2 protein-coding genes are annotated in these 14,518 nt (G+C 67.2%); one reads left to right on the top strand and one right to left on the bottom strand.

Annotated features, from left to right (window positions below; genetic code table 11):
• Nucleotides 1–11,200: tandem-95 repeat protein (locus ACE5C1_RS14325; protein WP_374944747.1), on the bottom strand; the 11,200-nt coding region annotated here is incomplete at its 3' end.
• 710 nt (nucleotides 11,201–11,910) lie between these two features.
• Here ACE5C1_RS14325 and clpB point away from each other — a divergent pair.
• The gene (gene clpB / locus ACE5C1_RS14320) at nucleotides 11,911–14,487 is read left to right on the top strand and encodes an ATP-dependent chaperone ClpB (protein WP_374944746.1); all 2,577 of its coding nucleotides are present in this window, start codon (nucleotides 11,911–11,913) and stop codon (nucleotides 14,485–14,487) included.
• The last annotated feature ends 31 nt before the right edge of the window (nucleotides 14,488–14,518 follow it).

Genomic DNA, 14,518 nt, shown 5'->3' with positions numbered 1-14,518 from the left:
CGTAGGTGCCCGGGCGCGTGCCCGAGGTCCCTGCGAACACCGCCTCGCCGGTGTCGACGTCGGCGATGTCGAGATCGCCGCTCGTGGTCAGCGTGCCGTCTTCGGTCACGCTGCCCGTCCGCGTGCCGGTGATCGTCGCGGTGTCGTTGACCGCTGCCACGTTGACCGTCGCACTGCCCTGCGTCGTCGTGGTGCCGTCGCTCAGCGTATAGCTGAACGTCGCCGCGCCGTTGAAGTTCGGCGTCGGCGTGAAGGTCACCACCCCGCCGCTCAGCGACACGGTGCCGCCGATGCCGCTGCTGACCGCCGTGACGCTCAGCGTATCGCCGGTATCGACGTCGCTGTCGTTGGCGACAAGCTGCGCCGCGGTGAAGGTCGTCGGCTGGTCCTCGGTGGCGTTGAACGTGTCCGCCACCGCGACCGGCGCATCGTTGACCGCGGCGACTGCATAGCTCTGCGACGCCGCAGTCGCGGCCTGCCCGTCGGAGACCTGGTAGGTCAGCGTCATCGTGCCGTTGAAGTCGGCGGCAGGGGTGATCGTGTAGGTGCTGCCGTTGTCGACCACCGACCCGTTCGACGCGACAAGGTTGATCACCGACAGCGGGCCGCCGTCGACGTCCGAGAAGCCCTGAAGCAGGTCGGCCTTGCTTACGATATAGGCGGTGTCCTCGGTGCCTGCCGCCAGCGTCGCGGTGGCGGTGCCGGTCGGGGCATCGTTGACCGCCGCGACGTTGACCGTTGCGGTCCCCGTCGTCGACGTCGTGCCGTCGCTCACCGTGTAGGTGAAGGTCGCAGCGCCGTTGAAGTCCGTATCGGGCGCGAAGGTGAAGGTGCCGTCGGTGTTCAGCGACACGCTGCCACCGGTGCCGTTGATCACCGAGACCAGGGTCAGCGGCTCGCCGTCGACGTCGGTATCGTTGCCGATCAGCATCGAGGCGGCGAAGGTCGCCGGCGTGTCCTCGGTCGCCGACAGCGTGTCGGCATTCGCCACCGGCGCGTCGTTGACACCCGTCACCGTGATGGTGAGCGTGCCCGTGTCGGCGAGCGCGCCGTCGCTGACCTGATAGGCGACCGTCACGTCGCGCTGCTCGCCCGCGCCGAGGTCCTGATAGGCGGCCCCCGTCGCATCGAGCGTGTAGCTGCCATCGCTGTTGAAGGTCAGCCCGTCCGCCGTCGACGCGGTCGAATAGGTCAGCGCCCCGCTGTCGACATCGCCGTCGTTGGTCGCGACGCTGCCCGATAGGATCGCATCCTCCGCGACCGTGGCGTTATCGTCCACCGCCACCGGCGCGTCGTTCACCGCGGCGACCGTGATCGTCACCGTCGCCGCTGCGCTCGAAGCCGATCCGTCGCTGGCGGTGTAGGTGAAGCTGTCGGTGCCCGCGAAGTCGGCGTTGGGGGTGTAGGCGAACGACCCGTCGGCGTTGAGCACCAGGGCGCCGTTGGCCGGCCCGGTCCCGAGAACCGCGCTCAGCGACGGCCCATCGACGTCAATGTCGTTGGCCAGCACCCCTGCCGCGGACACGCTCAGGACGCCGTCCTCTGCTACCGCATAGCTGTCGTTCGCCGCGACCGGCGCGTCGTTCACCGGAGCGACCGCGATCGTCACGGTCGTCGGCGCGCTCGTCGCGGTGCCGTCCGACGCGGTGTAGGTGAAGGTGTCGTTCCCCGCGAAATTGCCCGTCGGCGTATAGGTGAAGGTGCCGTCGGCATTGAACGCCAGCGTGCCGTGCGACGGGCCGCTGACGAGCGTCGCGGTCAGCGTGCTCTCGACGTCGCTGTCGTTGGCGAGCACGCTGGAGCCGGCGAACACCGTGTCCTCGGTCGCGGTATAGCTGTCCGCCGCCGCGACCGGCACGTCGTTGACCGGGGTGACCGTCACGTTGACCGTTCCGGTGTCGGTCGCGGTGCCGTCGCTTACGACATAGTCGAAGCTTGCCGGGCCGTTATAGTCCGCATTCGGGGTGAAGGTGACGACGCCGTTCACCAGCGTCACCGTGCCGCCGCTCGCGTTGCCCACCGACTGGAGGCTCAGCGTGTTGCCGTTCGCGTCGGTGTCGTTGGCGGTGAGCTGCGCCGCGGTCAGCGTCAATGCGCTGTCCTCCGCGGTGGTGAAGCTGTCGTCGACCGCGACCGGGGGCACGTTGGAGCCGGTGACCGTGAAGCTGAGCGTGGCGGTGTCCGACAGCCCCTTGGCGTCGACGACGCGGTAGGTGAAGCTCTCGGTACCCGTGCCGGTGCCCAGCGCCAGCGTCTGCGGATCGCTCGGATCGACCGCATAGCTGTAGGTGCCGTCAGGATTGATCGTCAGCGTCCCGTAGGTGCCGGTCACCGTCTTGCCCGCGGGCACCGCATCGAACGTGCCGCCCGCCGCCTCTGCGCCGGTGCGGACGCCGTTGACCGCCAGCACGTCGCCCAGCGGGATATCGGCATCGGTATCGTTCGTCAGCACGTTGCCCGTCGCCGCCGCCGCCAGATCGTTCACCGCCACCGGCGCATCGTTGGTGGTCAGCGCGATCGCGAACGGACCGTCGTTGCCGGTGTTGCCGGTAAAGGTGACGTTCTCGATCGCGGTGGCGATCACCTGCTGCGTCGCGGTCTCGAACATGTAGGCCGAACCGACGCGGGTGATCGTGTAGTCGCTCCAGGCGCCGTCGAGCACCAGGGTATCGGTGCCCGAACCGCCGTTGACGCTGTCGTTGCCGGGGCCGGTGTAGATCACGTCGTTGCCCGAGCCGCCGTTCAGCGTGTCGTCGCCCGCGCCGCCATAGATCAGGTCGTTGTCCGATCCGCCGTCGATGCTGTCGTCGCCGTCGCCGCCGAAGACCGTATCGTTGCCCGCACCTGCCAGCACCGAATCGTCGCCCGCGCCCGCATCGATGTCGTCGTCGCCGCCTGCGCCCGAGATGCTGTCGTCGCCGTCGCCGCCGGTGATATCGTCGGCGCTGGAGCCGCCGTTCAGGACGTCGTCGTCGGCCGTGCCCATGACGATCTCGTTGGTGCCGGTGACCGTCACGACGATCTGCTGGGTCGCCGCCGAGCTGCTCGCCGCGTCCTTCACCCGCACCGTATAGGTCAGGGTGAGCGTCTGCTCCTCGCTCAGCTGGTTCACCGAGGCCGCGCCGGGGTCGTAGGTGTAGGATAGGTTCGCGCCCGCGCCATCGGGCACGACGCTGCCGAAGGTCAGCGCGGACCCGCCATTCTCGCCGGTGGTCAGGTTCGTGACCAGTCCGGCCGGTGGCGCGTTGGGGCCGTTCCAGGTCGCGACGACGCTCACGATCTCGCCGGTGACGGCATTGCCGGTGTCGACGTCGTTGACCGCCAGCGTGCCGCCGACCGGGCCGTAATTGTCGTTCGCCGTTCCGGTCGATTCTTTGAAGGCGAAGACCGGGGCCGCCGTCGTGGTCAGCACGGGCGCATCGTTGGTGCCTGCGACCGAGACGCTGAGCGTCGCGACGTCGCTCTGCCCGGCGTTGTCCGCGACGCGGTAGGCGAAGCGATCGATGACGGTCGCACCGGCCGCCAGCGCCTGCGTCGCTGCACGGCTGTTATCGAGCGCGTAGCTGTAGCTGCCGTCGGTGTTGATCGTCAGCACGCCGTAGATGCCGTCGACGGTCGTGCCGTTCGCCACCGCGGCGAGCGTCGCCGAACCCTCGGCACCCGCCCCCGCTGCGGTCACCCGCAGCGTGTCGCCGAACTGCGCATCGCTGTTGGTATCGTTGGTGAGGACGTTGCCTGCGGTCGATGCATCGACGTCCTCCTTCACGGGGTCGGCGACCGGGTTGGCGTCGTCCGCCGCGACCGGCGCGTCGTCGGGCAGGGCGGCAATGGCGAAGCTCTGCCCGCCGATTTCGACGAACTCGACTCCGCTGACGGTGTCGGTGCCCTCCGCGGCGCTCACGATCGTGTAGCTGCCGTCGGCGTTCGCGGTCGTGGTGTAATCGGCGAAGGTGCCGCCGAGCACATAGGTGTCGTTGCCGCCGCCGCCGACGATCGCATCGTTGCCCGCGCTGGCGAAGAGACGGTCGTTGCCGCCGTTCGCCTGCAGCAGTTCGGAGCCCGTGCCGCCGGTCAGCGTGTCGTTCCCCTGGGTGCCGAGGACGGTGATCGCCGCCGCGATGCCCGTGCCGCCGCCGGTGTTGCCGGTCGCCGCCAGATCGAAGCTCTGCCCGGTCGTCACGTTCTGCAGGTTGAAGTCGCTGTCGACGTCGGTGAAGACGTTGTTGCGGATGCCGGTGATCGTGGTCGTGACCGGGGTGCCGATCGAAATGCCGCTGCCTGACGTGGTGAACAGGTTGTTTTCGACCACCGTCTTGCCGTCGTCATAGCTGTCGAGATTGATACCGCCGCGGACGTTGTCGAACGCGTTGGCCACGATGTTCAGCGACGCGGTGCGACCGTCGGACCAGATCGCCGAGGACCAGTTTGCGGTGCCGAACTTGTCGCCTGCACCCTGTTGCGCCCCGGTAAACGCGTTGTTCGCGATCACCACGTCGCCGGTCGCAGCGGTGGCGAGCAGGATCGCGCGGTCGACCGACGAACCGACGCCCGCGGTCGAGTAGAACAGGCTGTTGCGTACCGTGACATCGGCGGCACCCTGCACCGTGATGCCGACGAAGCCTGCTGCTGTGCCCGAGCCATTGAGGATCTCGACGCCGTCGATCGTCACGTCGGCGGTGATCGTCAGCTGTCCGGCGAGGACGGATTCCGCCCCTCGGCCCACTGCGCCCGTGTTGCCCGCCTGCGCACCCTTGATCGTCACCGCCTTGTCGATCGTCGTGTTGCCGGCATAGCTGCCCGCCGCGATCACGATGGTGTCGCCGCTCTGCGCGTCCAGCACCGCGGCGGCCAGCGTGTCGTAGCCGCCGTTGCCGACGAGCAAGGTCCTCGCCGCGCCGTCCGAGACGATCTCGACGTCGTCGAGCGCGTCGATGCCGTCGCTCGAGGTGACGGTCCAGCCGCTGCCGCTCGTCGCAAGCGTGTACCCCGCCGTGACGACCGCGGTGTCGGTGCCCGCGCCGCCGAACAGCGCGTCATTGTCCGCGCCGCCCACCAGCGTGTCGTTGCCCGCACGCCCGATCAGCACGTCGGCACCGCCGCGGCCCTCGAGCAGGTCGTTGTCGGCATGGTTCACGTTCAGCTGGTTGCCGTCGAGCAGGTCGGCGTAGCTCGATCCGCTCAGGTGATCGTTGCCGTCGCCGCCGAGCACGTCGACATAGGCGCCGGTCTGCGCATCCACCGCGGTCTCTGCATCGAAGGTCACGTCGACCGTTTCGTTGCGGAAGTTGAACTCCTCGCCCGCGTTGTTGAAGTCGTTGTCCGTGATCGTCAGCCCGACCGTGTCGACCCCCGCCGCCACCGCCGTACCGGTGGTGGTGAACAGATTGTCGCTGACCACCGCGGTCGAGTCGCCGCTCATGTCGAGGTTCACGCCGCTGCGGCTGTATTCGATGGTGTTGCCGGTGACCGTCAGGTCGACTCCGCCGCCATCGAACCACACCGCGCGGCCCCACGATCCGCCGCTGTAGCCGCTGGCGAAGGCGCCGGTGATGTAGTTATCGTTGATCGTGATCGCCCCTTCGGCAATGACCGAAGTGGCGATCGCGCGATCGTCGCGCCCGTTCGCGGCGCCGTTGACCTCCGAATAGAAGACCGAATGCTCGACGACATGGCCGTCGCCCGCGCCGCCGGTGCGGATGTACAGGATCGGATCGCTCGCGCCGCCGTTGCTGGTTGCGGCGGTGTTGACGAAGCGGACGCCGTCGATCGTGACCGCCGCGGTGGCGACGATGTCGTGCCGCCCGATCAGGTTGGTCTCGCCCGCCGACGCCGCACCGCGGCCCGCGGCATCGCCGTCCTCGCCGAGATGCGCGCCGAGCAGGGTGACGCCGACGTCGAACTGCAGGTTCTCGGTATAGGTGCCCGCCGCCGCGCGGATGGTGTAGCCGTCCTGCGCCGCGTCGATCGCCGCCTGGATCGTCGCAAACGTGCCCACGATCGCGCCGTTGCCGTCGAACAGCTGCACTGCGTCGCCCGCGCTCAGCGTGGTCGTGGTCGCGCCGTCGGTGAAGGCGATCTTCTCGACGCCGGCCAGCGTGTCGGTGCCGCCGCTGGCGGTCGTCACCTGAGTGAAGCCGGTGTAGCGGCCCTGCGCATCCTGCGTGCCCGTGACGGTTGCCGCACCTGCCGCGCCCTCGAACTGCGCGGTGTCGGTGCCGTCGCCGCCGGTCAGCGTGTCGTCACCCGCGCCGCCCGCCAGTTCGTTGTCCGCGCCGTTGCCGACGATCGACAGCGCACCGGTATAGCCATTGGCGTCGAACTTGGCGGTGTCGCCATTAAGCTGCACGTCGACCGGCGCGCTGCCGAGCGAAGGCGGATTCGTGGCGTCGAACGCCAGCGTCATGCCGGCGGTTTTGCCCGTGCTGTCTTCGATCACGAAATGCGCCACGCGCGAATCGCCGATCGCGACGCCGGAAAGCGTGATCCGGTTCTCCTGCTCCACTACCCCGTAGCCGTAGGTGTCGTAGACCGACACCGCAGCGTCGGTGCTCGTCACCGACCCCCCGGAGATGACCAGGTCGCCCGGGTTGTTGGCCAGGCGATAACCGTAGAACGCACCGGTGATGTCGTTGTCGGCGACGGTCACCGTCGCCCCGTTGAAGATCGACCAGATGCGAATGCCGTTGCTGTTTTCCTGAACCGCATGCGCGCCGACGCCGATGTCGTTGTTCGACACCTCGAAAGCCGCGGCCGCGCCGTAATGATTGTTGATGAAGATGCCGAGCTGCGCGCTGATCGTGTTGCCGCTGATCCGCGTCACCGCATGGTCGACGGGATCGCCGACGCCCAGGCTGATCGTCTCCACGCCGGTGCCGACATCGGTCATGACGTTGTCGAGGACGTCGGTGTACGCTTCCTGCCCGAAATAGACCGCATCGCGCAGGTTGCCGTCGGACCCGATCCCCGCGATGTCGTGAAAGGTGTTGCCCGACACCACGCTGCCGCCGCTCACGCCCGGATTGCCCGGCTGGTTGATCGAGTTGAAGTTCATGACGCCGACGCTTTGCGCCGCCGACAGGTCGTTGCCCGTGACATGCAGCCCGTCGATCGCGACGCCGCCGCCACGCGCATCCTGGTAGTTGGACACGAGCCGCGCCGCGTGGCTCACCGTGCCGTCGGGCATCGCCACACCCGCGCCGCCGCTATCCAGCGCCGAATTGGTCCCGGTGATGGTCAGCCCCTGGATCGTGACGTTGTCGGCCAGCACGGTAACGACGTTGCCGTCGGTCGCGTCGCTGCTCGCCGGCCGGATCGTGGTCGCATGGTTCGCCGCACCCACCAGGGTGACGCCCGCGGTCTGGATCACGACGTCCTCTGCGTAATCGCCCGCCGCAATGCGCACCGTGCCGCCGACCGAGGCCGCGTTCACCGCCGCCTGGATGGTGTCGAAGGTACCGGTCAGGTTGCCGCCAGCGTCGAACAGCTGCACCGGCTGGGCCGGATCGAGCACCAGTGCACCGCCGTTGAAGGCGAGCTTCTCGATGCTGACCAGCGTGTCGGAGCCCTCCGGCCCGGATACCGTGGTGAACCCGGTTACCCGGCCGTCCCCATCGACGCTGACGCCGACCGTATAGGCCGATCGCGCGCCGTAATAGAGCGCGGTGTCGGTCCCCGTGCCGCCGTCGAGCAGGTCGGCGCCGCCGCTGCCCGCCAGGATATCGTCGCCGCCCAGGCCGCTGAGCGTGTCGTCGCCGGGGGTGAAGGACACGATCACGTCGTTGCCCGTCGTCCCGGTCTGGCTGTTGCCGGTGTAGCTTCCTGCGACGCCGCCGTTCGGTACGCTCACCTGGATGCCGGGGCTGTCGCCAGTGACCACGTTGTTGGTGACGTCGGTTCCCGAACCGCGCACGCGCAGCGCGAAGCTGTAATCGACCAGGGTCGATCCGCTGAAGACATTGTTGTCGATCGTCGAATCGGCGGCATCGATCGTCACCAGCTGATTGCCGCGGAACGTGCTCGATGGATTGCCTTCGTCGTTCAGCGCCTCCGCACCCGTCGTGCCGGAAACGAGATTGTTGCTGAAGATGACGTCGCTGGAGCCCGGGTTGATCGCGACGAGCTGACGCGGCACGTTGTTGCCTGCGGCGAACTGGCCGACCGAGAATGCGCTGACGTACTGGCCCTCGAAGGTCTGGCCCGAGAAGGTGTTGCCGTCGATCACGACGTGCGCGACGTTCGCGCCATATTCGGTGACCAGCCCCAGGTCGCCGCGCGCGACCACCTCGTTGCCGGCGATCGACAGCGTGTCATGCGCACCGCGAAGATAGATCGCCGCCTTCTCGCCCACGCCGTTGCCGTTGAGGCCAAGAATGGTGAAGCCGTGATCCGCCGTGCCGATGGTGACGTGGTCCGCGCCCGCCTTGAGTTCGATCGCGCCCTGCTCGCCGCCGGTCTGCACGCCCGCAATGGTGGTCGCGCCGCGGCCGTTGACCGACAGCAGCGTGACGTTGTCGCGCGCGATCACGACGTTCTCGGCATAATTCCCGTCGGCGACGACGATCGTAACCGCCGCGCTGCCCGTGCCCGCCGCATCCACCGCCGCCTGGATCGTTCCGAAGGTGCCGATCAGGTGGTTGCTCGCGTCGAACAGCTGGACCGGATCGGCCAGGCTGAGCGTGCGGTCCGCGAACTGGAGCCGCTCGATGCCGCTCAGCGTGTCCGCGCCATCGGCGACCGAAACGCCGGTGAAAGCCGTCAGCCGCCCATTCGTTGTCGACCCGGCGACCACCGCGTCCGCGGCATCGACCGTGTACACCGCCGTGTCGTCGCCTGCGCCGCCGTCGAGCGAGTCGTTCCCCGCGTCTCCGGTCAGCACGTCGTTACCGTCGCCGCCGCTGAACGAATCCGCCCCGTTAGAACCCGCCAGCGTGTCGGCGAACTGCGTGCCGGTGACGGCGAACCCGTTGTCGGTGCTGAACGTGCCGCCCGTCGCGACCTCTTCAGGCGCGAAATGGATGCCCTCACGCGTGATGCCGGTGAAGGTGTTCCCGGTCAGCGTCGCAGTGTCGAGGCCCAGCGCGCCGCCGACATAGCTGGCCGCATAGATGCCGTAGGTCGCGTTCGCGAAGGTGTTGCCGTCGACGGCGATGTTCACTCCTGCAGTGTCGCTGACGTCGACCCCGGCGAACTCGCCCGCCGCGCCGACGCCGGTGATCGTGTTGCCCGAGATGGTCAACTGCGCGCTGGGCTCATAGGCGAGGATCCCCGCGGCGTAATATGCGACGCCGCCGTTCGGCACCACATAACCAAGGCCGCCGACCGTGTTGCCGGAGATCGTGCCCGATGCGTCGCCGATCTGGATGCCGTTCTGGCCGGTGAGCCCGGTCGCGCCGATACCCGCGACGCTGTTGTCGTGGAAATCGACCGCGACCGCGAAAATCAGCACGCCGGTCTTCTGAAAGTCGCTGATCGCGCTGTTCGCCACTTCGACCGCCAAACCGCTGGTACCGGTGCCGTCGATGAACAGCCCGGAGCCGCGCTGGTCGCCGAAATAGTTCGGCGTCGGGCTGTCGCCGATCTTGGCGACATCGACGTTGTCGAGCGTGCCCGAAGACTGCAGATAAGCGACTCCGGTCAGCTCATAGCCGTTGCTGGCGCCGCCATCGGCCGCGCGCATGCTGTCGCCGTTGTAATCGCCGTCGATTGCGATGTTGCGAAGGACAATGCCGGTCGATCCGGTCACGCCGACGACGGCGTACACCGCTTCGCCGTAACGGCCCGAGGTCCCGCTCGAACCGAGCACGTCCGGTGACTTGACGGTGACGGTCGCGCCCACGGCCGCCTCGATCGTCAGGTTCGCGCGCCCGCTCACCGTCACCTGCTCGACGTACACGCCGTCCGCCACCAGGATCGTGTCGCCGTCCGCCGCCGCGTCCACCGCCGCCTGGATCGTGGTGTAGCTGCCCTCCTTGTCGACCAGCAGAATCGTGCCGGTCGTGCCGCGCACCTTGTCGAAATGGGCGATCGTGTCGGTGCCGTTGCCGCCGTCGGTGGTTACCGTCCAGACGCCGTTGCCCGAATAGCTGAGCTCGTCGGTGGTGATCGCCTCGTTGAACGACAGCACCTCGATGTCCTCGTCGCCGATGAACGCCTCGTTCGCGCTTGTGCTGGCGAAGATCAGCTCGCCGTCGGCGGCGCTGAGGGTCGCGAACACCTGTCCGTCCACGGTGGAACCGGACGCCGCCAGAACCCCGGACACCGTGTCATGGACATAGAGTACGCGCTCGACGCCGGTGAACTGGTTGTCGTCGATGGTGATGTCGAGCCCGGCGAGCGACGGCGCAGGCTTGTTCGCCTCGGAATAGCTGGACGTGCGGATCGCGGCGTCGCTATCGCGAAAGATATTGTCCTCGATCACGATCGGCCCGGTGAAGGCGGGCAGGACGAAGACGATGCCCGCGGCATAGCCATCGACCGCAACGTCGTCGCGCGCGATATTCTGGAAGGTGTTGCCGCTGAGCGTCAGGTCGTGCGACGCGCCGGCCAGCACGATGCCGTTATCGACGTTGTCGAACATGTTGCCGGTAACGCTGCCCGCGACGCCGTTGAGGTTCATCACCACCGGCTGATCGTTGCCCGCGGCGGCGTTCTCGATGCCTGTGAACACGTTGCGCGCGATGTCGACGTCGCCTTCGCTGAACAGCTGGATGAACGAGGAATTGCCGGTCAGTTCCACCTTGTTGTCGGTAAAGGTGAAGTCGAATGCACCCGCGTCGCTGCCGAAGTAGATCGCGTTGGGCCTGGAGTCGCCGACCTTGAGGATGCTGTTGGCGATCGTGAAATCGGCAACATTGTGCGATGCCACGATCTGGTCGGCCTGCATCGTGAAACCATCGAAGCTGACGGTCAGTCCAGGAGCGGCGATGTTGAACAGCGTCGATCCGACAGAACTCTTCAGCACGGTCTCCGCGGTCCGATTGCCCGCCGTGCCCGCCTTTTCGTTCTGCTCGCCGAAGAAGCCGAGCGACTTGGTGATGTTGAGCGGGGTGGACAGATCGTACGTACCGTCGGCGTCGACGAAGATCGAATAGCCGTCCAGCGTCGTCGCCGAATCGATCGCCTCCTGGATCGTTGCGTACTGACCGACCTGGTTGTTGATGGTCGGCGTGGACGTGCTGTAGACGAAAACGGTGGCGGCCATGGGAAGTCTCCGGGAAATACGATGCGCACGCGGCGATGCTGCCGCAAAAGCCGTTGTCGACGGCGCGGGATTGGCCTTTGCGGCCGGGAATCAGAATAAGCGCACGCTGCGAATAGCGTGCGCCGGTCACGAACGGGTCAGGAGGGCGGCGACGTGGCGCTCGCCTGGCGAACACGATGCGCGCCGACAACAGCCAATGATATTACGCAACTGACCATCGAAATGCCCCCGTGCTTGGTCGGGCGGACACGCATGCAACCACGTAGATGTCGTGGCGGGCAGGAGATCGCGTTGCTGCGATCGGACGGGGTCTAGTCGACGGCGCCTCGGATCCCCCCGCCACGCCGTTCGATGTCTCTTGGCCCAAGGGCCCGACCAAACCTCTCCTGCCGGTGATTTGCAAACGAGTTTTGCCTTAACCGGTTGTTCACAATTCCCATGACTTCGATGATAAGTCCAGAGCGCCAAGTGACAATTTCGTCCTATTTGGCGGTAAAAAGAGGGACTTGTCTCCTGCTGGCACAGTGCGGCACAAGCATGGGCGACCGACAACCATGATTGCCTCGGGTTCCGTAACGTCAAGCAACTGTAGTAAAAAACGGACATAGTCTTGCCGTTTGCTCGCCTCATGACAGACCGCCTGCCGCGCCCCTTGTGTTGCTCGAATGTCACACTACCTTTCGGGCACGCCAGCAGGGACATTGGACAGCATGAACCTCGAAAAATTCACCGATCGTGCCAAGGGCTTTCTCCAGTCCGCGCAGACCGTCGCCATCCGCATGAACCATCAGCGGATCACCCCCGACCACATCCTCAAGGCGCTGCTGGAGGACGAGCAGGGCATGGCCGCCGGGCTGATCGGCGCCGCCGGTGGCGACGCGAAACGCGCGGTCGCGGCGGTCGATGCCGATCTGGCGAAAGTCCCCGCGGTCAGCGGATCGGGCGCGCAAACCCCGCCAGGGCTGGAGAACGACGCGGTGCGCGTCCTCGACCAGGCCGAGCAGGTCGCGGCCAAGGCGGGTGACAGTTTCGTCACCGTCGAGCGGCTGCTGCTGGCGCTCGCCTTGTCGAACACCGGCGCGGGCAAGGCGCTGAAAGGCGCAGGCGTTACCCCCGAGGGGCTCAATACCGCGATCAACGCGCTTCGCCAGGGCCGCAACGCCGACACCGCGGGCGCGGAGGACCGCTACGACGCACTCAAGAAATTCGCGCGCGACCTCACGCAAGCCGCGCGCGACGGCAAGCTCGATCCCGTCATCGGCCGCGACGAGGAAATCCGCCGCACCATCCAGATTCTCGCGCGCCGCACCAAGAACAATCCTGCGCTGATCGGCGAACCCGGGGTCGGCAAGACCGCGATCGCGGAAGGCCTGGCGCTGCGCATCGCCAACGGCGACGTGCCCGACACCTTGAAGGACCGGCGGCTGATGTCGCTCGACATGGGCGCGCTGATCGCAGGCGCTAAATATCGTGGCGAGTTCGAGGAGCGGTTGAAGGGCGTGCTCGACGAGGTGAAGGCCGCCGAGGGCGACATCGTCCTGTTCATCGACGAGATGCACCAGCTGATCGGCGCGGGCAAATCCGAAGGCGCGATGGACGCGGGCAATCTGCTGAAACCCGCATTGGCGCGTGGCGAGCTGCACTGCGTCGGCGCGACCACGCTCGACGAATATCGCAAGTATGTCGAAAAGGACCCCGCGCTCCAGCGGCGGTTCCAGCCGGTCTTCGTCGGCGAACCGACGGTCGAGGACACCGTCTCGATCCTGCGCGGATTGAAGGAGAAGTACGAGCTCCACCACGGCGTCCGCATCACCGACGGCGCTTTGGTCGCCGCGGCGACGCTGTCGAACCGCTACATCACCGATCGCTTCCTGCCCGACAAGGCGATCGACCTGATGGACGAGGCCGCGAGCCGCATCCGCATGGAGGTGGAGAGCAAGCCCGAGGAGATCGAGACGCTCGACCGCCGCATCCTCCGCCTCAAGATCGAGCGCGAGGGGCTGAAGCGCGAATCGGACGCGGCATCGCAGGATCGGCTCGGCACCATCGAAGGCGAGCTCGCCAACCTGGAGCAGCAGTCCGCCGAGCTCACCCAGCGCTGGCAGGGCGAAAAGGACAAGATCGCGGGCGAGGCCAAATTGAAGGAGCAGCTCGACGCCGCGCGGCTCGAGCTGGAGCAGGCGCAACGCTCGGGCGATCTCGCCAAGGCGGGCGAGCTTTCCTACGGCCGCATCCCCGCGCTGGAGAAGCAGCTGGCCGAAGCCGCAGGCGCGACGGAGGGCGCGATGCTGCGCGAGGAAGTCACCGCCGACGATATCGCCGGCGTGGTCAGCCGCTGGACGGGCATCCCGGTCGATCGCATGCTCTCGGGCGAGCGCGAGAAACTGCTCGCGATGGAGGAGGCGATCGGCAAGCGCGTGATCGGCCAGCGCCAGGCCGTCCACGCGGTCTCCACCGCGGTCCGCCGCGCGCGCGCGGGGCTCCAGGATCCGGGCCGCCCGCTCGGCTCGTTCCTGTTTCTCGGGCCCACCGGCGTCGGCAAGACCGAGCTGACCAAGGCGCTCGCCGAATTCCTGTTCGACGACCCGAGTGCGATGGTCCGCATCGACATGAGCGAGTTCATGGAGAAGCACGCGGTCGCCCGCCTGATCGGCGCCCCTCCCGGCTATGTCGGCTATGAGGAAGGCGGCGTGCTGACCGAGGCAGTCCGGCGCCGCCCGTATCAGGTGATCCTGTTCGACGAGGTCGAGAAGGCGCACGGCGACGTGTTCAACGTGCTCCTCCAGGTGCTCGACGACGGGCGGCTGACCGACGGCCAGGGTCGCACGGTCGACTTCAGCAACACGCTAATCATTCTCACTAGCAACTTGGGAAGCCAGATACTCGCGTCCATGCGCGATGATGAAGAAGTTTCGACGGTGGAACCGCAGGTGATGGACATCGTCCGCGCCCACTTCCGCCCCGAATTCCTCAACCGCCTCGACGAGGTGATCCTGTTCCACCGCCTGGGGCAAGCGCATTTGGCGCCGATCGTCGACATTCAGGTCGCACGCGTCGGCAAGCTGCTGGCGGACCGCAAGGTGACGCTCGACCTCACCGACGCGGCGCGCGCGTGGCTCGGCCGGGTCGGCTACGACCCGGTCTACGGCGCCCGCCCCCTCAAGCGCGCGGTCCAGCGCTACCTCCAGGACCCGCTCGCCGACATGATCCTGCGCGGCGAGGTGAAGGACGGCGCGCGCGTGGCGGTCGACGAAGGCGAGGGAAGCTTGGTGCTGGCCACCTCATAAAAAAAAAGGGGGCCGGTCGCCCGGCCCCCTC

Source organism: Sphingomonas sp., assembly GCF_964263785.1.
Taxonomy (GTDB): domain Bacteria; phylum Pseudomonadota; class Alphaproteobacteria; order Sphingomonadales; family Sphingomonadaceae; genus Sphingomonas.
This window is presented reverse-complemented; position numbering and strand designations above follow the sequence as displayed.